The sequence below is a fragment of the Phytobacter palmae genome, assembly GCF_039409775.1.
Lineage (GTDB): Bacteria > Pseudomonadota > Gammaproteobacteria > Enterobacterales > Enterobacteriaceae > Phytobacter > Phytobacter palmae.
This window is the reverse complement of record NZ_JBCIVJ010000003.1, coordinates 150,691-174,775: the sequence shown is the minus strand read 5'-3', so window position 1 is coordinate 174,775 and position 24,085 is coordinate 150,691. Positions and strand designations below refer to the sequence as shown.

The window sequence follows — 24,085 nt, the reverse complement described above, 5'->3', positions numbered from 1 at the left end:
TGAAAGAAACATTATGCCAGACGGCAGGCATCCGCTTCCCAACGATAACCCACACCATAGACGGCACGGATGAAGGACTGTTCTTCATCCAGCGATTCAAGCTTACGGCGCAGGTTCTTAATATGGCTGTCGATAGTACGATCAGTCACCACACGGTAATCGTCATACAGGTTATTGAGCAACTGCTCGCGTGAAAAGACCTTCCCCGGTTCGCTGGAGAGGGTTTTCAGCAGACGAAATTCCGCTGGCGTTAGATCCAGCTGCTTGTTGCGCCAGCTTGCCTGAAAACGTCCTTCATCGACGATAAGCGGGCTTTCCGCGTCCAGCGCCTGTATTTCACGCTGCGGCTTACAGCGGCGCAGAATGGTTTTTACCCTCGCCACCACTTCGCGCGGGCTGTAGGGTTTGCAGATGTAGTCATCGGCACCAATTTCCAGCCCCAGCAGGCGGTCAATCTCTTCGATTTTTGCCGTTACCATAATGATGGGGATGTTGGAGAAACGACGGATTTCCCGGCACAACGTCAGTCCGTCGGTGCCAGGGAGCATCAGATCAAGCAGGATCAGATCCGGCGGCGTCTGGCGCACATACGACAATACCTGATCGCCATGGTTAATCAGCGACGGCGCGTAACTGGCCGCACGCAGATAATCAATCAGTAACTGACCCAGCTTTGGTTCGTCTTCCACAATCAAAATGCGTGGGGTGTTTTCATCAATGGGTAACTCAGTCATACGTTTCTCGCTATGTCCCGTTCCAGGGGTAATTCAACTTTAATGCTAACCCCACCAAAAGGCGAATGCGTGGCGCGGACCTTGCCGCCATGGGCTTCGACAATATTCAGGCAGATTGCCAGACCTAAACCCGAACCGCCGCTGGCGCGGTTACGCGAACCTTCGGTACGATAAAAGCGTTCAAATAATCTGCCTAACTGCTGATCGCTGACGCCCGGGGCGCTATCGGCAAAATCAATGATCAGCGTATTGCCCTCCGGCGTGGCGCAGAGGTGCATACCACCGCCGCTATCGGTGTAGCGCAGGCTGTTTTCCAGCAAATTGTTGAAAAGTTGCATCAGCCGATCCGGGTCTCCAAAGACCACGGCGCGCTCCGGTAGCGTTATGTCGATAGTCAGGTTGCGGCTGGCGTACCGTTCACGAAACGCCCCGGCGGCCACTTCCAGTAAGGAAACCACATCCACCGGCCTTTTCTGATACGCCAGCGCGCCTTCATCCGACATAGACAACTGATGCAAATCATCCACCAGTTTGGTTAACGTGGCGACTTCGGCCTGCAATGACGCCACCGACTCCGGTGTAAATTGCCGCACCCCATCCTGAATGGCTTCCAGTTCGCCGCGCAGCACCGCCAGTGGCGTACGCAACTCGTGGGAAATATCCGCCATAAAATCACGACGCATCTGCTGATTTTTCTCAAGCGTACTGGCGAGCTGATTAAAGTCCTGCGCCAGCTTACCCAGTTCATCCTGACTGCCAGGGTTAACGCGGGTGGAGAAATCCCCGGCTGCCAGCTTGTGCGTACCCTCGACCAACCGTTTTACCGGCGCGAGCAGGCCGCGGGCCAGCGGGAAGGTTGCCAGTGCAGCCAGCAGGGTAGAGAGCGCGACAATTAACCAGCTTGTGCGCCGCTGTTGACGGTCAAAGTTAATATCAGTATTACGCGTCAGGCGCTCCACCGGCGAGGCGATGACCCAGCCGACAGTCTGACCATTCACCGTAATTGCCCGTCGTGTACCGTCGGCAGGTAGCGGGCTACGCGGCCCAACAAGCACATCTCCCGAAGCGTCTGTCACCCAAAATTGCGTTCGCCAGCCATGCGGCGGCATGCCGTTGCCCGGCTCCGGGGGAGGGCCTGGCGGCGGTTCATGCTGGTGGTTATCACCATGTTCCGGACCCGGACCACCAGGCCCGCCTTCACGCTCATTGTCGCGCTCGAATGAACGGAGTATCTGGAAGATAAAGCGGTCGTTGTTGCGTAAAAAACCCCAGTCGCCGTGCTGTGCATATTGTTCACTGAGAGCATCGCTGAGCAATTGCAGGCGCTGTTCGTTGCCATGTTTAATGTAATCGATAAAACCCCGTTCGAAACTGACGCGTACCGCCCAGTGCATACTGATTAGCAGCACGATACAGGTGGCGAAAATGGCCAGAAAGAGTTTAGCGGTAATACCGGGTCGCCAGATTTTCATGATTGACTCCTGTTGCGCCGGGAAATGACCACGTTCTGACTGACATCATTCGGGACTCGGGCAAAGATAAAGGCGGGCAGGGCGATGATAAATGCCATGCACAGGTAGGTATAAAGAAAGACGTGATGGGCAACACCGCTGTCGGCGGACAAATTGTGCTGGCCGAACAGCCCGAGTAACAGCCCTGCGACGGTGACGCCGATACTCATCGAAAGCTGCATGATCATCGATAACAGGCTATTGCCGCCGCTCGCCAGTTCATCGGGCAGGTCTTTCAACGTCAGGGTATTCATGGATGAAAAACGCATGGAGTTGATCATTCCCTGCGCGAACAGCACAAAGGGTAACAGGGCGTACCATCCCATTAGCGCGGTCCCCATAAACAGCAGGCTGACGGTGGCCAGGCCCAGCGTTGAGCCTACCAGCGCACGGCGGTAGCCAAAGCGGTTGACTAACTGAACCACAATCCGTTTCATGCCCATACTGCCAATGACCATCGGAATCATCATTAACCCGGCATGAAACGGCGAAAAGCCCAGACCAATTTGCAAAAAGATCGGTGTCATAAAGGGCAGCATGCCACTGCCAATGCGCCCGGCGAAACTGCCGAGCAGGCCAAGGGAGAATGACGGCGTGCGAAACAGACGCAGATTAAACAGCGCGCCCGCATTTCCTTTGGCATGCAGCAGATAGATGACAATCGCCAGCACGCCGCCTGCCACCAGAAGGCAGAGCAACGACGGTGAAATTCCAGACCCCTTTTGCCCGTCGAGCGCCAGCGTTAGCGTTGCCATTCCCGACGCCAGCAGCAAAAAGCCAAAGATATCAAAACGACGGGTTTGTAAGGTGTAATTCGGCATTAACCACAGGGTGGCTATCGCCCCAACTACGCCAACGGGCAGGTTAATGAGGAAGATCCAGTGCCAGGACGCATACTCCACCAGGATACCGCCTAACGCCGGACCGAGCAGTGGACCAACCTGGCCGGGCAGAGTGACAAATGTCATTGCCGCCATGTATTGATCGCGCGGGACAATTTTCATCACCGTCAGTCTGCCGACGGGCACCATCATCGCGCCGCCAACGCCCTGTAATACGCGGGCCATTATCAGTTCATTGAGCGTGTTGGCCTGCGCGCAAAACAGCGAGCCCAGGGTAAAGAGAATGATGGCGGTAAAAAAGATATTACGCACCCCGACGCGATCCGCCAGCCAGCCGCTGGCGGGCAGCATGATGGCGACAGTCAGCACGTAGGAGACCACTACCATATGCATATGCAGCGGGCTCTCTCCCAGACTTCGCGCCATGGAGGGCAGGGCGGTGTTGACAATCGTGGTGTCCAGCGACTGCATAAAGAAGCCAAAGGCCACAATCCACAATTGCCAGCGTACATTTTGAGGTAGTTCTGTCACTCTGTTACAGGCTCTCTGCTTTTACGGGCAAATCGGCGTTGCAGGCGGTCAAAGAACAGATAGACCACCGGCGTGGTATACAGCGTCAGTAATTGACTCATAACCAGACCGCCAACAATGGTTATCCCCAGCGGCTGGCGCAGTTCGGAACCGTCACCACCCGAAATCACTAACGGAAGTGCGCCAAACAGCGCCGCCAGTGTGGTCATCATTATGGGTCTGAAACGCAGCAGACAGGCCTGGAAAATCGCCTCTTCCGCATTCAGATTCCCCTTCCGTTGGGCTTCAAGCGCAAAATCCACCATCATGATGGCATTCTTTTTCACGATACCAATCAACAGCATAATGCCAATTAGCGCAATAAGACTGAAAGGCGCGCCAAACAGCTCCAGCGCCAGCAGCGCCCCGACGCCCGCAGAGGGCAGCGTCGAGAGGATCGTCAGCGGGTGCACGTAGCTCTCATAGAGAATACCCAGCACGATATAGACCGTCGCGATCGCGGCAAGAATCAGGATCACCTGCGAGTTCATGGTCTGCTGAAAGACTTGCGCGGTGCCGGCGAAACTGCCGCGCACTGTAGATGGCACGCCCAACTGGGTCATGGCGCGGTCAATCGCATCACTCGCTTCGGACAGCGACATCCCTGTTGGCAGGTTGAAGGAGATCGTGGACGCCGCCGATAGCCCCTGATGGTTGACCGCCAGTGGGGCGTTTGCCGGTTGCCAACGGGCAAAATAGGAGAGCGGAATCGGTTTTCCCTCGTTGTTAATGACAAACATCTTATCCAGCGCGCTAATGTCCTGGGTATAGCGTCGGTCGACCTCCATCACCACTTTGTACTGGTTAAGCGGCTGGTAGATGGTGGAAATCTGCCGCTGACCGAAGGCGTTGTTCAGCAGGCTGTTGGCCTCTTGCACGTTGATCCCAAGGCGCGACATGCTTTCGCGATCGTAAGTCAGGTTCATTTCCGCGCCGTTGTCCTGCTGGTCGGAGTTAACGTCCGCCAGCTCCGGCAGCGAGGCGAGCGCTTTACGAATTTTCGGCTCCCACTCGCGCAGGGCGCTCAGGTCGTCGGAGAGCAGAGTGTACTGGTAGCTGGCATTGGATTGTCGACCACCGACGCGGATATCCTGGACGGCCACCAAAAACAGACTGGCCCCCGGCTCTTTGGCCAGCTTCCCTCGCAGACGGTCGATAACCTGTTGGGCGGTTTCATTGCGGACATTGCGTGCTTTAAGGGTAATAAACATCATGCCGCTGTTGACCCGCGAACCGCCGGTAAAACCGGTCACGTTATCTACGGCGGGGTCGTCGCGGATGATCTTCATAAAGTCCTGTAATTTAATGCGCATCGCCTGGAACGAAATGCTCTGGTCCGCCTGAATACCGCCCATCAGGATGCCCGTGTCCTGCTCCGGGAAGAAGGTTTTCGGAATGGTGATATACATCCAGATATTGAGCGCGATGGTGGCAATCAGCACCAGCCCCACCAGCCGTGCGTGGTTTAACACCCATTTGAGTGACTTTGCATAGGCGCGTTGTAGGCCGAGCAGCAAACGGCCAATGCCCCTGTTGCGCGTGGTGGACGGGGATTTGCGGCTACGCAGCAACCAACCGCACATCATTGGCGTCAGGGTAAGCGAGATAGCCAGCGAGATGCCGATAGCCACCGATAACGTGACGGCAAACTCCCGTAGCAGGCGTCCCGGCAGCCCTTCCATCAGCAATAGCGGCAAGAAAACCGCGACCAGCGAGATACTCATGGAGAGCACCGTAAAGCCGACTTCGCGAGTTCCCTGTAGCGCCGCCTGTAGCGGTTTCATTCCGGCCTCCAGGTGGCGGGAGATATTCTCCAGCACCACGATGGCATCATCGACCACGAAACCAGTGGCGATGGTCAGCGCCATCAGCGAGAGGTTATTGAGACTAAAACCGCACAGGTACATGGCGGCGAAAGTACCAATCAGCGACACCGGGACCGCCACCGCGGGAATAAGCGTCGCCCGCCCGGAACGCAGGAAAAGGAAGACAACCAGAATAACCAGCGCGACTGAGATAACCAGCGACTGCTCCACTTCCGCGAGGGAGGCACGGATAGTGGGCGAACGATCCTGGGCAATTTGCAGGTCTATTGCCGCCGGAATGGTTTTTTGCAGTTCCGGCAGGCGAGCGCGGATGCTGTCGACGGTCTGGATGATGTTGGCTTCCGGCAATTTGCGGATCATCAGCAAAATGGCGGGTTTAGCGTTGGTCATCCCGGCGTTACGGATATCCTGAACGGAGTCGGTCACCGACGCGACATCACTCAGGCGTACGGCTGCGCCATTATTGTAATGAATGATCAGCGGCTGATACGCGGCAGCAGTTTTTAGCGCGTCATTGGTCTGCACCTGCCAGCGGTGGGTCGCATCTTCAATCGCCCCCTGTGGGCGACGAACGTTGGCCTGGTTGATGGCGGTACGTACCGCATCGAGCGAGACGCCCTGGTTAAACAGGGCCTGCGGGTTTAATCCAACGCGCACGGCGGGCAGCGAACTACCGCCGATATCGACATCCCCGACGCCGTCGATCTGGGAGATGGTTTGCGCCAGTTGCGTGGAGGCGAAATCGTACAGCTCACCTTGCGAATAGGTATCAGAGGTGAGCGTCAGGATCATAATCGGTGCGGCAGACGGGTTTGCTTTGCGATAGGTCGGACGGCTCGGCATGCCGCTCGGCAACAGATTTTGCGCCGCGTTCAGCGCCGCCTGGACATCACGCGCCGCGCCGTTGATATCGCGGTTAAAGTTAAACTCCAGAATGATACGCGTGCTGCCAAGCGAACTGGAGGAGGTCATTTCGTTGACCCCGGCGATACGCCCGAGCGAGCGCTCCAGCGGCGTCGCCACCGACGAAGCCATGGTTTCCGGCGATGCACCTGGCAGAGAGGCGCTGACCATGATGACCGGAAAATCCACCTGCGGCAGCGGGGCTACCGGCAACAGCCGGAAACCCAGAATGCCGCAGAGCGTGATGGCAATGGAGATCAGTATTGTCGCCACCGGGCGGTAAATGAAGAGGGCGAAAAACTTCATTTACGCCTCCTCTTCACGGCGCGGAAAGCGGCGACGCAGAGAGAGCGCGAGTCGGTCGAAAAGGAGATAGATAACCGGGGTGGTGAACAGCGTCAGCACCTGGCTTACCATCAAACCGCCCACCATACCAATCCCCAGCGGGCGGCGCAGTTCTGCCCCGACGCCGGTACTGAGCATCAGCGGTAATGCGCCAAGCAGCGCTGCCAGCGTGGTCATCAGGATCGGACGAAAACGCAGCAGACAGGCCTGGAAAATGGCGTCACGTGGCGACATGCCCTCTTCACGTTCGGCAGCAAGGGCGAAGTCAATCATCATGATGGCGTTTTTCTTCACGATACCAATCAGCAAAATGATGCCAATGATGGCGATAACGTCCAGTTCGCTCCCGGCGATAAGCAACGCCAGCAGTGCGCCGACCCCCGCAGTTGGCAACGTAGACAAAATGGTGACCGGGTGAATAAAACTTTCATACAGCACGCCCAGCACGATGTACATCGCCACCACGGCGGCAACCACCAGCCAGACGGTGCTGCCGAGCGCAGCCTGGAACGCCAGGGTACTGCCCTGGAACTGGGTGGTAATGTCGGTCGGCAGGTTGAGCGTCTTCTCGCTGTCGGTAATCGCCTGAACGGCTTCGCCCAGTGAGTGACCCTCCGCCACGTTAAAAGAGATGGTGGTGGAAGGAAACTGGTCAAGATGGTTAATCGACAGCGGTGCGAAACGCTGCTCGACTTTCGCTATCGAACTTAGCGGCACGGTACCGCCGCTGCTACTGGCAAGGCGGATATTATCCAGCGCCGACAGCCCCGGCGTTTGTGCGGTGTTGTGTTCAAGCACCACGCGATACTGATTCGCCTGGGTATAGATCGTAGAAATCAGGCGCTGACCGAAGGCGTTGTAGAGGGCATTGTCCACATCAGACATGCTAATCCCAAGACGGCTGGCGCTGTCGCGATCAACATTGACATAGGCCACCAGCCCCTGATCCTGCCAGCCGCTGCTGACATCAGCGAGTTGTGGCAGGGCCTGCAATTTGTCCATCAACTGCGGCACCCACTCGCTCAGGGCCGTCAGCGAGTTTGCCTGTAAGGTGAACTGATACTGCGTGCGGCTGACGGTAGTATCGATGGTCAAATCCTGGGTCGGTTGCAGATAGAGCGCTGCGCCCGGGATTTTCGCCACTGACTGTTGCAGGCGCTCAATAACCACCGGCACGCGATCGTCTCGTTCGCTGAGCGGCTTAAGGTTTATCTGTAGCCGCGCGCTGTTGAGCGCCGGATTGGTACCGTCCACGCCAACAAAGGTGGTCAGACTTTGTACTGCCGGGTCTTTGAGCACGATATCCGCGACCTGGCGCTGGCGCCCGGCCATGCTGGCAAACGATGCCGACTGTGGCGCCTGCAAGGTGCCCTGGATAATGCCGTTATCCTGCACCGGGAAGAAGCCTTTCGGGATCACAATCCACAGAAAGACCGACAGCAGCAGGGTGGTGATGGCGACGCCCAGGGTCAGCCACGGATGGTTGAGCACTTTGGCGAGCAGGCGACCATACGCGGCAATCACGCGCTCGAAAAATCGCTCCGAAGCGCGGGAAAAACGGTTCTGCTTACGAAGCGATTCCGCGCTTAACATGCGTGCGCACATCATTGGCGTCAGGGTTAGCGAAACAATCGCCGAGATTAAAATCGCCACTGCCAGGGTGACGGCAAACTCGCGGAACAGTCGCCCGACGATATCGCCCATAAACAACAACGGGATCAGTACGGCAATCAGCGAGAAGGTCAGCGAGATGATGGTAAAGCCTATCTCGCCAGCCCCTTTAAGCGCGGCGGCCAGCGGCTTCTCGCCTTTTTCGATATACCGCGAGATGTTCTCAATGACCACAATGGCGTCATCCACCACGAAACCGGTGGCGATGGTGAGCGCCATCAGCGTCAGGTTATTGATGGAGAACCCCAGGAATACCATAACCGCGAAGGTCCCCACCAGAGAGAGCGGTACGGCGACGCCCGGAATGATAGTGGCAGGGATATTACGCAGGAACAGATAGATGATCATTACCACCAGCGCGATAGACAGCATCAGTTCGTACTGGGTATCGGAGACCGATGCGCGGATATTGTTGGTGCGGTCCGACAGCACTTTCACTTCAACCGACTTCGGCAGGCTGCTGGTTAGTTGCGGCAGCATGGCGCGGATACTGTCGGCGGTGTCAATGATGTTCGCGCCCGGCTGGCGCTGAACGTTCATGACAATCGCCTGCTGTTTGTTAGCCCACGCCCCAAGCCAGCTGTTTTCCGCCCCTTGTTCAACCGTTGCGATATCCCCCAGGCGGATGGGGGCGCCGTTCTGGTAGGCCACAATCAGACGACGGTACTCTTCGGCGGATTGCATCTGGTCATTAGCCGACAAGGTGACGGCGCGGGCCGGACCGTCCAGACTCCCTTTGGCGGAGTTAACGTTCGCGTTGCTGATAGCCGTGCGGACCGTTTCGCTGGTTAACCCCAGGGCCGCCACCGCCTGCGCATTGAGTTTGACGCGCACGGCAGGACGCTGGCCGCCGGCAAGCGTCACCAGACCAACCCCCGATACCTGGGAAATTTTCTGCGCCACGCGGGTTTCCACCATATCTTCTACCTGGGTCATTGGCATGGCGGAAGAGGTGACGGCCAGGGTCATGATCGGCGGGTCCGCCGGGTTAACTTTACTGTACACCGGCGGGTTGGGCAGGTCAGAGGGCAGCAGACTGTTGGCGGCGTTCATGGCCGCCTGCACTTCCTGCTCGGCGACATCGAGCGGTAGCGTCAACTGGAATTGCAGGGTCACCACCGACGCGCCGCCGGAGCTTTGTGATGACATCTGCTTGAGGCCCGACATCTGACCAAACTGGCGTTCCAGCGGTGCGGTAATCGCCGATGTCACCACGTCCGGGCTGGCGCCAGGATAGAGCGTCACGACCTGAATGGTGGGGTAATCCACTTCCGGCAACGCGGAGACAGGCAGGAAGCGGTAGCCGATAATCCCGGCGAGCAAAATCGCCACCATCAAAAGAGTAGTGGCGACAGGACGCATAATGAACAGGCGAGAAGGGCCGCCGGTTCTGCCTGGCGGAAGCAACTGCATCAGGACTGCGCTCCTTTCGACGGACGTTCACGTTTGGCCGGCATCTGATCTGCGTTTTTGGCATCGACCACTTCCACTGTCGCCCCTTCGGTCAGACGATCAATGCCGTCTGTCACCACGCGGTCACCGGCGGAAAGCCCGGCGGCAATCACCACTTTTTGGCTGTCCTGAATACCCGGCGTCACCGTGTGTTTGCTGACCTGGTTTTTATCATTGAGCACCCAGACGAAGTTACCTTCATTACCCATCTGCAGGGCAGCAGTCGGAATGACAACGGCGTTCTGTTGGGTAGAGACAAGCATGCGCGCATTCACAAACTGATTAGGGAAGAGGATGTCATCCTGGTTATCAAAGCGGGCTTTTAGCTTGATTGTCCCTGTGGTGGCATCAATCTGGTTATCAAGGCTGAGTAGCGTGCCGGTGGTGAGTTTCTGTTTATTTGTACGGTCCCAGGCTTCAACGCTTAACGTTTGTCCGGCTTTTTGCGCCTTGATAACGGTGGCGATGTCGTTCTCCGGCAGCGTGAATACCAGATCAATGGGGTGAGTCTGGGTCAACACCACAATGCCGGTAGTATCGCTGCTGGAGATCTGATTGCCGATATCCACCTGTTTGAGGCCGACACGTCCGTCGATAGGGGCCACAATGCGGCTCCAGTCGAGCTGGAGTTGCGCGCTGGCGACAGCAGCCTCATCGGCTTTGATGGTGCCCTGTGTTTCGCTGACTAACGCCTGCTGGGTATCCAGATCCTGGCGAGAAACAAGATTGGTTTTTACCAGTTGCTGATAGCGGGCGAGATCGCGCTGGGCGTTAGCAAGGGTGGCCTTATCTTTTGCAAGCTGTCCCTGCGCCTGTGCCAGCGTAACCTTGAATTCGCTCGGGTCGATTTCTGCAAGAAGATCACCGGCTTTCACCTGCTGGCCTTCTTTAAAGTGAATGGCTTGCAACTGCCCGGACACACGGCTACGCACCGTTACCGTGTTGGCCGCGGTGACCGTCCCCAGGCCAGTAAGATATTGCGGAACTGCTTGTTGGGTTGCCGTTGCTGCCTGTACCGGTGGTAGCGCGCCGCCGCGCATACCATGACGGCCACCGCCCGCGCCAGGGCGCTGTGTTTGCCCGTTTCCAGCCCCGGTTGCAGGCGTCGTTTCCTTATGGCGGAACCCGTACCAAACAGCAGCAATACCGACAATAATCACCACTGCTGCTATCACCAGGCGGGAAGACTTTCTGCCTTTCATCGTTATTCGTATCTCATCCGGAAACATTGCCTGAAATAATACTAGTTTAGTGAGTGCAGGCGTCAGAAAAATGGAGAGAATATGAAGTACTGTCTGGAAACGTCTTTCTGAGAATCTGATTTGCGTTAGGGTGTTTTTGCGATAAAAAAAACTGGAAAGCGCGGCACCTGACGTACATCTCGCCGGGTTTCCGGACCATTCATCACTGAGGGTGTATTACAGCCTGCCATTGGCCTTAGCCCCTTTACTGTATTTGGGGGGCAGTATGCAGAGAGCAGGATGGAGATCGTTTCTGTGGTGGTAGCGGATTATTGAGATCCACTTTGCCGCTTGTGTTACGTATGGAGGAAAGTTAAATGCCCGCGCAGATCGCTGTGCGGGCATTTATTAATGTTTAACGAAATACCACCTGCGCCCAACGCGCAAGACCGGCGGTCACCGAGCCAAAATCGTCACCTCCGGCAATCGGAATACCCGGCAGGGCCTGCGACAGTGCGCGTTTGATAATCGGCGAACGCGCGCTACCCCCGGTCAGGTAAATCACCTCAGGCGTAGTATTGCTGCTTTCCAGTGCCAGTTGAACCTGCTCCAGAATACGCTGTAACGGCTGATTCAACGCAGCTTCCAGCCCAACTTGATCGATAGCAGTCGCCAGTTCTTTACTGATAAACGGCAACTGCGCCTGAGTTTCCACCTGTTCGGAGAGGGCAATTTTGCTCTCTTCGGCGCTGCGCACCAGACGGTAGCTCAGGCGCTGCTTCCACACCTTTTGCAGCAGGGCGACTTTATCCGCCTCGCGGGCATCGCGCACCAGATCGTTAAGCAGACGTCCGTTTGCCGCGCTGTAGAATTCGGTTTGCGCCGGTACATCGTTAATCGCGACGGCGTTCCACCATGGCAGAATCGGCAGCGCGATGCCTTTTTCGGTCTGGCCACCCATACCGAGCAGCGGCATCAGGTTTTTAAACGCCAGTGCGATATCCAGATCATTACCGCCGACACGGCAACCGCTGTGGCCCAGCAGGCTGGTCTCACGATCCGGGCGGTTATGCCACTGCGGCCCCATCAGCAGTAAAGAACAGTCAGTGGTCCCGCCACCGATATCCACCACCAGCACGCGCTTTTCTTCACGTAATGTGGCTTCGAAATCCAGCCCCGCAGCCACCGGCTCGTACTGAAATACCACGTCGCGAAAACCGGCGCGTTTTGCCGCACGCTCAAGAATGCCCTGCGCCTGGGTGTTGGCATCATCGCCACCCAACCCCTGAAAGTTAATCGGGCGACCAATAACCGCCTGGTCTATCGTCTGCGGAAGTTGTGATTCGGCCTGCTGGCGAATGTGCAGCATCATGGCGCAAACCAGATCTTCGAACAGGGCGATTTGCTGTGGTTTTAACCCATTTGCGCCCAGAAACGATTTCGGCGATTTAACGAAGTAGATCTCTTCCGGGTCTTCCACATACTGGCGCAGCGAGTTCAGGCCGAACTGGACGCTTGACGCCTGGACGTCGATATCTTCTTCGCGGTTATAGCTCACGGCACGGCGCAGCAGCGCCTGCGTTTCGCTCCCCGTTGCCGGGACATTATGGTGACGATAGAGCCACTCACTCACCGCTTCGCGCGTTGGCGCGCAGAGCATCGACGGCAGCAGCGTGCTGTCATTTTCCATTTTTAACAGTCGTGGAGTCTCTTCCTGCATAACGGCGACCGAGCAGTTGGCGGTGCCGTAATCAAAACCTACAAACACGTGTTTATCCCCATGCCAGTGAAGAAGGGGGGCGACTTTAGCCGAATGCGCGCGACAGGACAACTGGAATATCAAAGCAAAGCGCAAAATGATGAATGCGTATATGCTCTTAGCCGTTGATGACAGGAGAACGTATGTACACACTGCGCTGGCAGCCGCCCTATGACTGGGCCTGGATACTGGATTTTTTACGCTTGCGTACGGTTACTGGCGTTGAAGTGGTTACGCAGACCACCTATACCCGTTCGTTTGCCTTTGGCGGGCATCGCGGCGTGATTACTGCTGTGCCGGATGAGGCCGGCTCAACCCTTAACGTTACGCTGAGCGAAGGGCTGTTGCCGGTGGCTGATATCTGTTTGCAGCGGCTAAGCCAGCTCTTTGATCTCGACTGCACGCCACAGATCATTACTGATGCGCTTGGGGACGTGGGGGCCGCACGGCCGGGCCTGCGGCTTCCCGGGTGCATGGACCCGTTTGAACAGGCGGTCCGCGCGATTTTAGGCCAACTGGTGAGCGTGGCGATGGCAGCAAAGCTGACTTCCCGCGTAGCGGCCCTGTGTGGCGACAGGCTGGATGAGCAGTTCGTTCTGTTCCCGCAACCGGCGCAGCTGGAGCAGGTTGATCCGCTGGCGCTCAAAGCATTAGGTATGCCGGTAAAGCGGGCGGAGTCGCTGATCTTTCTCGCGCAATCGGTGCTGGACGGGACTTTTCCTCTGACGATGCCGGATGACGTCGAACGTGGGATGAAAACGCTACAGACCTTTCCGGGGATTGGCCGCTGGACGGCCAACTATTTCGCCCTGCGCGGCTGGCAGGCGAAAGATGTTTTCCTGGCGGATGATTATCTGATTAAGCAGCGTTTTGCCGGGATGACGCCTGCGCAGATCCGCCGCTACGCCCGGCGCTGGCAGCCGTGGCGTTCTTACGCGTTGCTGCATATCTGGTATACCGAGGGCTGGCAGCCAGATCTCACGGCTAGTTAATGGCGAAATAGCTGGTGTTGAGCATAATATCCAGCGGCTGAGGTTGTGAAATGGTGTCGCCGAAGATCAAATCAACGCCAATACCAGAAAGCGTATCCATCATCAGCGGCTGGTTTGTCGGCCCGGCTATGCTCTTAAGGCCCAGACGCTGGGCATGCCCCTGAATAATGGTGACCATCATTTCATCCATCAGGTTGCCATGAACATTGGTTACCAACTCCTGGTCGATCAAAAGGTAATCGGCGGTATGCGGCGTAAGATGGTTAAAGATTTCCAGATCATGGCCAATGTGACTCAGGATGATACGGCAGCCCGCATGGCGTAGTTTTTTCAGGTTATCGATGATCTCTTTGCCCTGACGCATAAGGGCATCGGCGTTAATCATCAGATGAAGCAGGCGACCCGGCATCGGGCCGCGCTCCAGCAGGTCCAGAATCTCTTCAACCAGTTTGCTGTTGGAAAGCCCGGCAGCAGAGAGCGGTAGTGCAACACCCAACCCTTTCGCCGCAACGGCGGTGGCATGGTTACGGAAAAACTCATGGAATACGCGGCGGTCAAGGGCACGGATTAGCTCTGGTTCATTTAAACCTGCACGGAAGGCGCGCTCCTCCATCACTTCGCCTTCGCTGGTCCACAGGCGCAGAGAGAGCAACCAGAAATTGCAGGTTTCCGGTACGCGCGGTGAGGCGACGCTGCGGGCAATCATCATCAGATGATTGTCTTTGATCATCCGCCACTGTTCATCCAGCGACATCATGCTGCGGTCCTGGAGCATCTGTCCCTGCAGCGCTTCATAGACAGTCACCAGTCCACGGCCATTATTTTTCGACGCATAGCAGGCAATGTCAGCCTGCGACATAACTTCTGAGGCCTGGTGATTGGTTTCATCAATAATGGTGATCCCGGCGCTCGCGCCGATACGGTGCATACGACCTTCCCACATAAAGTGGTAGTCGTTAATCGCCTGAATAATGCGCCCGGAAATATAGCGTGCGCTTTCGACATTGCAGTCCGGCAGCAGCAGACCGAACTCATCGCCGCCAAGACGGGCCAGAATATCGGTAGAGCGCAGCATGCTCAGCATCAGTGAGGAGAGTTCGCGAAGCAGGGCGTCACCAGCGGCATGACCGGCGGTATCGTTCACTGCTTTAAAACGGTCAAGATCAATAAACACCAGCGCATGACGCTGATGTAACTCCTGTACGCTTTTCAGCAGGCGCTTAAGATGCGTTTCGAAATTAACGCGGTTAGCCAGATGCGTCAGGGCGTCGTGAGAGGCGCTGTAGCTGAGCTGGCGCAACATCTTACGCGACTCGGTGACGTCCTGAATAACCAGTACGAAGCCAATATTTTGCCCGTCCAGCGTGCTTAGTGGCGTCACGCTGTAGTGGATATCATAGGTACCGCCGGTACGGCAGTGGAGTACCACGTCCTGTTCGATGGCTGAGCGCGACATATCACCGCTATGGATGTTTTCCATCGACGGACCGGTTTCACCAAAGGTAATCCGCAACACGTTCAGCAGTGGCTGCGACATCGCCTGTTCCTGTGTCCAGCCGCTCATTTTTTCGGCCACCGGGTTCATAAAGGTGACGTTCATATCGACATCAGTACAGAGTACGGCTTCACCGATGGAATCCAGGGTGATATGCAGGCGCTCCTTTTCCTGGAACAACGCTTCGTTGAGCTGCTTCACCTCGGTCATGTCCATATTGACCCCGAGCAGGCGTTCCACTTCGCCATTGCGGTTAAGCACCCGGTTAGCGAGAGTACGGATATGGCGAATACCGTCTTTAACGGCAATACGAAACTCGAGTTTAAAGGCGATCCGCGACATCAACGAGTCGCGAATAATTCGTTCCGTCTCTTCCCGGTCTTCCGGCAAAATACGTTCATACCAGAGCTGCCAGGTGGGTTTGATGTGCGATGGCACCTCATACAGTTCGAACATACGCTTGTCCCAACTGATGATATCCGGCTCCAGTTCCCACTCCCAGATACCTATCCCTCCGGCTTCGTTCGCCAGCGTGATACGTTCCATCAACCGTTTATTGACCCACTCAGTCTGTTTCAGATCGTTAATGTCTTCGACCTGGGCAATGAAATAACGCGGTGAGCCGTCCGCGTGACGCACCACCGACACCGCCAGAAGCGCCCAGACCAAATCGCCACTGCGGGTGTAGTAGCGCTTTTCCAGTGAGTAGGTATTAATTTCACCGCGAACTAACAGGTCCAACTGTTCAAGGTCTTTGTTCAGGTCTTCCGGCCAGGTGAGCTGCTGAAAGGTCATCAGCCGCAATTCATCCTGGGTGTAGCCAAGAAAATTACACAGCGCTTTGTTGGCCTGTAACCACTGCCCCTGGATGCCCACCAGCGCCATCCCGATGGCCGAGTATTCCATCGCATTACGAAAACGCTCTTCGCTTTCGCTGATATGTTTACGTTCAGCCCGGAAAGCATACATCACCATTGTCATGACGTTAGCGGGCAGAAGAATCATCAAAAACGGCAGCCAGGGTGCGTTAAACATCACACTGTTTTTTGGCATGGTGGTCGTAAAAGGATCGGCCGCCGTAATCAGCGACACCATCATCACGGTAATCAGGAAGATAAGGAAAGCTTCCATACGCGGCAGGCGGATGGCGCTCCACATCAGCAGCACGATCACCGCAGTAAACGGCCAGGGCAGATAGTTCATCGCCAGCCAGCTCAGGCTGAGCGTAACGGCCAGGGTCGCCAGCGTTTCGATAAGTAATTGCCGCTTGCGGTGGCGCAACAGGTAGTGCGGCTTAAAAAGAATACCAATCGGTACGAGCGCCAGCGCGCCGATGGCCTCCGAGAGTGACCAGAGCATGAAGGTGCGCAGGAGGTTGTCTGTGGGGACTAACAGACAAACTAAAATCCCGCCCAGCAGGGGAGGGATGAGAGCGCTACCGATAGCCAGTCGTATCCAGTCGTTTAAATTTTGTAGCGGATTATACCAGGGCAAAAATTTACGCAGCAGCATCGCCCCGGTCACCGCTTCGATAATATTAATGACGGTATACCAAAGATTCAGCGCGCCCGCTGACAACATCACCATGGTCGCTGCCAGACTGCCGATTGAACAGACTACGGCGATGCCCGGCCACATCTTTCCCGCGTGGCGATAAAACGCCACCATCATCAGGGCGGTGGGAAACCATAGCGGTGAGAGTTGGGTTCCGAAGTGGGTCAGTTCCAGCGAGAATAATGAAAAGATGAACGACAATAGCCCCAAACTGAGCAGACGCAGTATAAGGTCAGGGGTGGCCATCAAGACTCGCTGATTTTGTTTCATCATTACCGCTTAATCCGCAAACCCTACGTTGTCAGGAACGGCGTCCGGACGAGTTAATTATGAGTTCGGATTATGCTAGTACAAACAATTTACAATTCCTATGCCGTCCGCTCAGAATTTGACATCATAATGTTATTAATTACTTAGTTTCCAGGGAAAAGCGAACAAGCGCTGTTAATTTGAACGTTCTGATTTGCGAAAAGGTGCATTTTGCGACAGAAACACAGAGCCTTATCCCCGAACGGCGCACAGAACGTATTCGACTGGTATCATGGACGCGAAATCCCTATAATTGCCGCGTTTGACGCTCCGGCGTCGTCCTTCCTTTACATCCAGGTTAATCAGGTCGCTAAATTTATGACTGATAAGTCACATCAGTGCGTCATTATCGGCATCGCCGGCGCATCGGCTTCAGGTAAAAGTCTTATTGCCAGCACGCTTTATCGTGAACTTCGTGAGCAGGTAGGCGATGAGCATATCGGCGTTATTCCGGAAGACAGTTACTATAAAGATCAAGGTCATCTGTCGATGGAAGAGCGTGTCAAAACCAACTATGACCATCCAAGCTCTATGGATCATAGTCTGCTGTTCCAGCATCTGCAGATGCTCAAAAGCGGCCAGGCCATTGAATTACCGGTCTACAGTTATGTAGAACATACCCGGACACCGGAAACTATCCACATCGAACCGAAAAAAGTCATCATTCTTGAAGGCATTCTGCTGCTGACCGACGCGCGTCTGCGGGATGAAATGAATTTTTCTATCTTCGTTGATACCCCGCTGGATATCTGCCTGATGCGCCGTATCAAGCGTGATGTGAACGAACGTGGCCGTTCAATGGACTCGGTGATGGCACAATATCAGAAGACCGTTCGCCCGATGTTCCTGCAGTTTATTGAGCCTTCCAAGCAGTATGCCGATATCATCGTGCCGCGCGGCGGCAAAAACCGTATCGCGATTGATATTCTGAAAGCCAAAATCAGCCAGTTTTTTGAATAATACATGATAGGCTGTACCCTTTAGTTTACTTTGCTTTGCCCCTGAATTGTCAGGGGCGTCATGCACGAAAGGAGAAAGTGCCATGCGTCTTTGCGACCGAGATATTGAAGCCTGGCTGGATCAGGGGCGTCTGTCGATTACCCCACGTCCTCCCGTTGAGCGCATTAATGGCGCGACTGTCGATGTCCGTCTGGGCAACAAATTTCGCACCTTCCGTGGGCACACCGCTGCATTCATCGACCTGAGCGGTCCTAAAGACGAAGTGAGCGCGGCGCTCGATCGTGTGATGAGTGATGAAATCGTTCTCCCCGACGGCGAGGCATTTTTCCTGCACCCTGGGGAACTGGCGCTGGCCGTCACCTTTGAATCGGTGACATTACCTGCTGACCTGGTGGGCTGGCTGGATGGTCGTTCTTCGCTGGCGCGTCTGGGACTGATGGTTCATGTCACCGCACACCGAATCGATCCCGGCTGGTCGGGCAGCATCGTGCTGGAGTTCTATAATTCTGGCAAACTGCCGCTGGCATTGCGCCCCGGTATGCTTATTGGTGCGCTGAGCTTTGAACCGCTCTCCGGCCCGGCCGACCGTCCGTATAACCGCCGCCAGGACGCGAAGTATCGCGACCAGCAGGGCGCGGTTGCCAGCCGTATTGATAAAGACTGAGTGATTTATACCCACTGAGGCTGCCATGAGAAGAGTGTTAACCACGCTAATGATTTTACTGGTCGTGCTGGTAGCCGGCCTTTCGGCGTTGGTCGTCATGGTCAACCCTAACGATTTTCGTGACTACATGGTGCGTCAGGTTGAGGCCCGTAGCGGCTATCAGTTGAAACTTGACGGCCCCCTGCGCTGGCACGTCTGGCCGCAACTAAGCATTCTCTCCGGGCGCGTTACCCTGACCGCTCCGGGCGCGGAAGTCCCTGTGGTGAAAGCGGACAATATGCGCCTGGATGTTGGGCTGTTGCCGCTGCTTTCGCATCAGCTACAGGTGAAACAGGTCATGCTCAAGGGGGCGGTTATTCAACTGACACCGCAGACCTATGCGGCGCCAGAGCATGATGCGCCGGTGGCTCCTAAAGAGAATACCTTGCCGCAGGCTGCGGAAGATCGTGGCTGGTCCTGGGACATTGCCCGACTTCAGGTTGCCGATAGCGTGCTGGTTTTCCAGCATGAAAACGAAGAACAGATTACCGTACGCGATATTCGTTTGCAGATGGAACAGGATGCGGCGCACCAGGCGACGCTGGACTTTTCAGGGCGTGTGAATCGCGATCAGCGCGATCTCTCGTTATCCCTGAAAGCGCAAGTGGATGCCAGCGATTACCCGAGCCATCTTACGGCGACCATTAGCGATCTGAAATGGCAATTGCAGGGAGGGGACGTACCGGCGCAGGGTATTACGGGCGCGGGGAGCTTCTCCGCGCAGTGGCAGGGCAATCGTCAACAAATCTCCCTTAGCGATCTGCACCTTAGCGCCAACGATAGCGCATTTAGCGGTAAAGGCAGCGTTATTCTTTCCGCAAAACCGCAATGGCTGCTGGATTTACAGTTCGACACGCTAAATCTCGATAACCTGCTCGCGCCGAAAGAGACGGCTTCCACGGATGCTTCTACTGACCAGCAGGGGCAGCAAGCACAGACACGTATGCCGCGACCAGTGATCGCCAATAACGTAGAGCCGGAATATACCAGCCTGCGTGATTTCACCGCGCAGGTATCGCTTACCGCGAACAGTATTCGCTGGCGCGGAATGCGCTTTGATAACGTCAAAGGCCAGTTCTCTAATAACGCCGGGTTGCTCAATATTTCTACCCTGCAGGGGAAAATGGGCGACGGGGATATCTCTCTGCCCGGTATGCTGGATGTGCGCCGCGATAATTCACGCGCAGTCTTCCAGCCGCGGCTGGATAACGTCGAAATAGGCAATATCCTTAAAGCGTTCAATTACCCGATAGCCCTTACGGGCAAACTCTCTCTGGCGGGAGATTTTTCGGGGAGCCGGATTGATGCCGATGATTTTCGCCGTCACTGGCAGGGCGATGCCCATGTCGAAATAAAAGACAGCCGGATGGAAGGGCTGAACTTCCAGCAGTTGGTCCAGCAGGCGGTTGCTCGCAGCAGTGACGTGCAGGCGCAGGACAATTACGATAACGTGACGCGCCTCGACACCTTCAGCACTGATGTGTCGCTGGATTCGGGCGTCATGACCCTGGCGGATATGCAGGGCAGCTCACCGCTGCTGAGTCTGTCCGGTCAGGGTGAGATGGACCTTGTGCGTGAGCAGTGTGACACCCATTTCAACATTCGTGTACTCGACGGCTGGAAAGGCGACAGTAAACTGATCGACTACCTGAAATCTACCGACATCCCGCTGAATGTGTATGGTAAATGGCAATCGCTGAATTACAGTCTGCAGGTCGATCAGCTTTTGCGTAAACATTTGCAGGATGAAGCGAAACGCCGACTGAGTGAGTGGGCGGATCGCAATAAAGACAGCCAGAACGGTAAAGACCTGAAAAAACTGCTCAACAAATTGTAACGCCGGGAACCCCGGCGTCACTCAGACCTGATAATCCAGCTCGTCGCCCGTATTCAGGGCGATGATCTGCACCTTCTGGACGCGGTGGCTTTCTACTTCCAGGGTTTTCAATAAATAATCGCCTACCTGAACCTCTTCCCCCGGTGTCGGGATCCGTTGCAGATACTCCATCAGTAGCCCGGCAATCGTGTGGTATTCCCGTTTTTCATCCAGTGGCAGCGGCACATATTGCACCAGATCTTCCAGCGGCATATGGCCATTCGCAGTCCAGCTACCGTCGCTGTTTTTCTGAATATCGTGGCGGGCATCAATTTCTTCTACCTCATTTGGCAGATTCCCGGCGATGGTCTCCATTACATCGCTCAGGGTGACAATACCTTCAACCGAACCGAATTCATCGACCACAAACGCAAAATGGGTACGGGCACTGCGAAACTGCTCCAGCGCCTGTAACAGCGGCAACGTTTCCGGAAAGACCAGCGGCTGGCGGATCAATACTCTCAAGTCGAGCGGTTCACCGCGCAGCGACTGCTGGAGTAAATCAATCACATGCACCACGCCCAGCAAATCGGTCTCGTCATTGCCGCCGGTCACCACCATGCGCGTATGCTGGTTTTTCTCCAGCAAATCGCGAATCTCTTCTTCCGGGGCGTTCAGGTCGATATGTTCAATATCGTGACGGGAAGTCATGATACTGCTCACCGTACGCTGATTGAGGTTAAGCACCCGGCCAATCATCCGCCGCTCCTGCGGGTTAAAAAGCTGGCTACTGTCATGGTCAACCAGCATCGACGAGGTTTGTGCATCAAGCTCCGCATCCTCTTTTTTGCCACTCAGCAGGCGCATTACCGCTTCAGTCGTGCGCTGGCGTAAGGTCTGGTTGGCCGACAGGAAACGGCGACGGTTGAAGATAGCGAGCTGATTAAGCGCTTCAATCATGACCGAGAAGCCTATCGCGGCGTACAGATAACCTTTCGGGATATGGAAACCAAAGCCTTCGGCAACGAGGCTAAAGCCAATCATCAGCAAAAAGCTCAGGCAAAGAATGACAATCGTCGGGTGGCTGTTTACAAAACGCGTCAGCGCTTTGCTGGCCAACAGCATCAGCGAGATGGCGACAATCACTGCGGCCATCATGACAGCCAGATGATCAACCATTCCGACCGCAGTGATCACCGAGTCGAGAGAAAAAACAGCATCCAGGACGACGATTTGTGCCACTACGGCCCAGAACCTCGCCCCGCGTCGTTGCGTGGGATTATCGCTGTCTTTACCTTCCAGCCGTTCGTTGAGTTCAACGGTGGCTTTAAAGAGCAGAAACAGACCGCCGAACAGCATAATCAGATCGCGCGCGCTGAAACTGAGGTCGCGTAAAGAAAAAAGCGGGTTGGTGAGCGTAACCAGCCAGGAGATAGACGCAAGCAGTAGCAGGCGCATAACCATCGCCAGCAATAGCCCTGTGACACGAGCGCGGTCGCGTTGCGCCGGAGGGAGTTTTTCCGCAAGTATTGCGATAAAAACCAGGTTATCAATGCCGAGCACGAGTTCGATCACAATCAGCGTAATCAACCCAGCCCAGATTGATGGATCGGCAATCCATTCCATCGTATGCGTAACACCTTATCAATTCTAACAATTGTCGTTATCTGATCATGGATAAAGCTAATCTAAATTGCAATGCCGACATGCGATTTATCTTATTTCTGCCTGCGCTCAGACGAGATATTAAATTCTATTTCCTTATTAGTAATGGGATTATTTTCCGCGACAGATAAAAATTATTTTTCGGATATTTCGCATGCGTAAAAGCAGGTAAGGATTTTGTCAACATCCATAAAATCCTAAAAACCTAAATATTTGCTCTTAATATTATTCTTAAAAATATGTTTAGGGCGGGATGTTGCCTTGCCTGTAATTCGCTTAGCTGCAACAATTCCTCCAGCATGTTTCAAATATACCTGTGAAGTTATTTTTAATGCAGCTAAACAGCGTAAATCCTTATGACTGCCTTATTTAAGGCATCCAGGAATATTCTCTATCAGGGTCGGAGTACAAAAGGGTGTTTTCAATAACTTACTGTTTAATCAGTGGATTGGTAGCTGAAAGCCAAGGGCGGTAGCCTGCCTGACAGCATGTCAAAAAGTCTGGATTATTCTGTCAATAGCATGTGGTTGAATAAGCGATTTTTAGGACTGATACCAGTTATATTAAGTTCCGATTAACTGCATTCTGATTCCGCCGTGACCAGTCGCTTATTTAAATACACAGGATAATTACTCTGCAAAAGTGATAATTAATCAATGATGAAATCCAAAACGAAATTGATACCATTATTGGTGTCCATGAGCTTGATGAGTGGCTGCACAGTCTTTCCCGGTAGCAATATGTCAACAACGGGAAAAGATGTGATTAAACAACAAGACGCCGATTTTGATTTAGACCGCATGGTGAATGTTTATCCATTGACGCCACGTCTGGTTGAACAATTACGTCCGCGACCGAATGTCGCCCAGCCGAATATGTCGCTGGACCAGGAAATCTCAAACTATCAATATCGCGTTGGCCCAGGTGATGTGCTTAGCGTCACCGTCTGGGACCACCCTGAACTGACTACACCCGCGGGCCAGTACCGTAGTTCAAGTGACACCGGTAACTGGGTACAACCCGACGGCACCATGTTCTATCCCTACATTGGCAAAGTACATGTTGTGGGTAAAACCCTTGGCGAAATTCGCAGTGATATTACCAGCCGCTTAGCGACGTACATCGCGGACCCGCAGGTGGACGTTAATATCGCCGCTTTCCGTTCGCAGAAAGCCTATGTCTCCGGACAGGTCAACAAATCAGGTCAGCAGGCTATCACTAACGTTCCGCTGACAGTGCTGGATGCAATCAATGCCGCGGGCGGGCTTACCGATGCCGCCGACTGGCGCAACGTAGTGCTGACTCATAATGGCAAGGAGCAGCGTATCTCTCTGCAGGCGCTGATGCAGAACGGCGATTTGAGCCAAAACCGTCTGCTCTATCCGGGCGACATTCTTTTCGTACCGCGTAATGACGATCTGAAAGTCTTCGTGATGGGTGAAGTTAAAAAACAGAGCACCCTCAAAATGGACTTCAGTGGTATGACGCTGACCGAAGCGCTGGGTCAGGCCGAGGGCATCGATCTGACAACCTCCAACGCCAGCGGCATCTTCGTGATTCGTCCGCTCAAAGGCGAGAACGGTCGCGGCGGCAAGATTGCCAATATTTATCAGCTTGATATGTCCGATGCGACATCGCTGGTGATGGCAACCGAATTCCGTCTCCAGCCGTATGACGTGGTGTATGTGACGACCGCCCCGGTTGCTCGCTGGAACCGTCTCATCAATCAGTTGCTGCCAACCATCAGTGGCGTTCGCTACATGACGGATACGGCGCGCGACATTCACACCTGGTGAT

General features: G+C 55.0%; 14 protein-coding genes. 5 read left to right on the top strand and 9 right to left on the bottom strand.

Going from position 1 to position 24,085, the window contains the following annotated elements:
* Positions 1-11: 11 nt before the first annotated feature.
* The 7 genes from baeR to yegD all read right to left on the bottom strand — a co-directional run bounded on the left by baeR (position 12) and on the right by yegD (position 12,803).
* Complete coding sequence (gene baeR / locus AAIG39_RS06010) at positions 12-734, bottom strand: envelope stress response regulator BaeR (RefSeq protein WP_090085488.1); 723 nt, start codon at positions 732-734, stop codon at positions 12-14.
* Positions 731-2,206 carry an envelope stress sensor histidine kinase BaeS gene (gene baeS, locus AAIG39_RS06005; protein ID WP_343193406.1) on the bottom strand — a complete coding sequence of 492 codons (1,476 nt, stop codon included), beginning with the start codon at positions 2,204-2,206 and terminating at the stop codon, positions 731-733. Before baeS ends, baeR begins: the two co-directional genes overlap by 4 nt.
* Positions 2,203-3,618 (bottom strand): MFS transporter, encoded by a 1,416-nt coding sequence (gene mdtD / locus AAIG39_RS06000; protein WP_090085492.1) that lies wholly within the window; start codon positions 3,616-3,618, stop codon positions 2,203-2,205. Before mdtD ends, baeS begins: the two co-directional genes overlap by 4 nt.
* Positions 3,615-6,692 carry a multidrug efflux RND transporter permease subunit MdtC gene (gene mdtC, locus AAIG39_RS05995; protein WP_343193405.1) on the bottom strand — a complete coding sequence of 1,026 codons (3,078 nt, stop codon included), beginning with the start codon at positions 6,690-6,692 and terminating at the stop codon, positions 3,615-3,617. The genes mdtD and mdtC overlap by 4 nt, the downstream gene beginning before the upstream one ends.
* Positions 6,693-9,815 (bottom strand): MdtB/MuxB family multidrug efflux RND transporter permease subunit, encoded by a 3,123-nt coding sequence (locus AAIG39_RS05990; protein ID WP_343193404.1) that lies wholly within the window; start codon positions 9,813-9,815, stop codon positions 6,693-6,695.
* Complete coding sequence (locus AAIG39_RS05985; RefSeq protein ID WP_139223060.1) at positions 9,815-11,056, bottom strand: MdtA/MuxA family multidrug efflux RND transporter periplasmic adaptor subunit; 1,242 nt, start codon at positions 11,054-11,056, stop codon at positions 9,815-9,817. Before AAIG39_RS05985 ends, AAIG39_RS05990 begins: the two co-directional genes overlap by 1 nt.
* Before the next feature lie 394 nt (positions 11,057-11,450).
* Entirely contained in the window at positions 11,451-12,803 is a 1,353-nt protein-coding gene (gene yegD, locus AAIG39_RS05980) for a molecular chaperone (protein WP_249569448.1), read from the bottom strand.
* Between the two features lie 134 nt (positions 12,804-12,937).
* Between yegD and alkA the strand changes: the two genes are divergently transcribed.
* The gene (gene alkA / locus AAIG39_RS05975) at positions 12,938-13,786 is read left to right on the top strand and encodes a DNA-3-methyladenine glycosylase 2 (protein WP_343193403.1); all 849 of its coding nucleotides are present in this window, start codon (positions 12,938-12,940) and stop codon (positions 13,784-13,786) included.
* Here alkA and AAIG39_RS05970 read toward each other — a convergent pair.
* Positions 13,779-17,108: a diguanylate cyclase gene (locus tag AAIG39_RS05970; RefSeq protein ID WP_249569446.1), complete on the bottom strand. Its 3,330-nt coding sequence runs from the start codon at positions 17,106-17,108 to the stop codon at positions 13,779-13,781. The two genes, alkA and AAIG39_RS05970, sit on opposite strands and share 8 nt — an antisense overlap.
* Before the next feature lie 354 nt (positions 17,109-17,462).
* Between AAIG39_RS05970 and udk the strand changes: the two genes are divergently transcribed.
* From udk to asmA, 3 genes are all read left to right on the top strand, one after another.
* Positions 17,463-18,104, top strand: a complete 642-nt coding sequence (gene udk, locus AAIG39_RS05965) for a uridine kinase (RefSeq protein ID WP_041852052.1) — start codon at positions 17,463-17,465, stop codon at positions 18,102-18,104.
* An 82-nt stretch (positions 18,105-18,186) separates the two neighbouring features.
* Positions 18,187-18,768, top strand: coding sequence for a dCTP deaminase (dcd, locus tag AAIG39_RS05960; RefSeq protein ID WP_041851979.1), 582 nt, complete (start codon positions 18,187-18,189; stop codon positions 18,766-18,768).
* A gap of 25 nt (positions 18,769-18,793) precedes the next feature.
* Entirely contained in the window at positions 18,794-20,644 is a 1,851-nt protein-coding gene (asmA, locus tag AAIG39_RS05955) for an outer membrane assembly protein AsmA (protein ID WP_090085506.1), read from the top strand.
* A 21-nt stretch (positions 20,645-20,665) separates the two neighbouring features.
* Here asmA and AAIG39_RS05950 read toward each other — a convergent pair whose 3' ends face one another.
* Complete coding sequence (locus tag AAIG39_RS05950) at positions 20,666-22,249, bottom strand: TerC family protein (protein WP_343193402.1); 1,584 nt, start codon at positions 22,247-22,249, stop codon at positions 20,666-20,668.
* 695 nt (positions 22,250-22,944) lie between these two features.
* On the opposite strand from AAIG39_RS05950, the gene AAIG39_RS05945 reads away from it, so the two are divergent.
* Positions 22,945-24,084 (top strand): polysaccharide export protein, encoded by a 1,140-nt coding sequence (locus tag AAIG39_RS05945; RefSeq protein WP_090085510.1) that lies wholly within the window; start codon positions 22,945-22,947, stop codon positions 24,082-24,084.
* Position 24,085: the final 1 nt, after the last annotated feature.

Excerpts from the sequence above, each read along its gene's own strand:
- AAIG39_RS05985 (WP_139223060.1), bottom strand. The coding sequence starts at position 11,056 with ATGAAAGGCAGAAAGTCTTCCCGCCTGGTGATAGCAGCAGTGGTGATT.
- baeS (WP_343193406.1), bottom strand. The coding sequence starts at position 2,206 with ATGAAAATCTGGCGACCCGGTATTACCGCTAAACTCTTTCTGGCCATT.
- udk (WP_041852052.1), top strand. The coding sequence starts at position 17,463 with ATGACTGATAAGTCACATCAGTGCGTCATTATCGGCATCGCCGGCGCA.
- AAIG39_RS05945 (WP_090085510.1), top strand. The coding sequence starts at position 22,945 with ATGATGAAATCCAAAACGAAATTGATACCATTATTGGTGTCCATGAGC.
- baeR (WP_090085488.1), bottom strand. The coding sequence starts at position 734 with ATGACTGAGTTACCCATTGATGAAAACACCCCACGCATTTTGATTGTG.
- mdtC (WP_343193405.1), bottom strand. The coding sequence starts at position 6,692 with ATGAAGTTTTTCGCCCTCTTCATTTACCGCCCGGTGGCGACAATACTG.
- AAIG39_RS05990 (WP_343193404.1), bottom strand. The coding sequence starts at position 9,815 with ATGCAGTTGCTTCCGCCAGGCAGAACCGGCGGCCCTTCTCGCCTGTTC.
- alkA (WP_343193403.1), top strand. The coding sequence starts at position 12,938 with ATGTACACACTGCGCTGGCAGCCGCCCTATGACTGGGCCTGGATACTG.
- asmA (WP_090085506.1), top strand. The coding sequence starts at position 18,794 with ATGAGAAGAGTGTTAACCACGCTAATGATTTTACTGGTCGTGCTGGTA.
- AAIG39_RS05970 (WP_249569446.1), bottom strand. The coding sequence starts at position 17,108 with ATGATGAAACAAAATCAGCGAGTCTTGATGGCCACCCCTGACCTTATA.
- dcd (WP_041851979.1), top strand. The coding sequence starts at position 18,187 with ATGCGTCTTTGCGACCGAGATATTGAAGCCTGGCTGGATCAGGGGCGT.
- AAIG39_RS05950 (WP_343193402.1), bottom strand. The coding sequence starts at position 22,249 with ATGGAATGGATTGCCGATCCATCAATCTGGGCTGGGTTGATTACGCTG.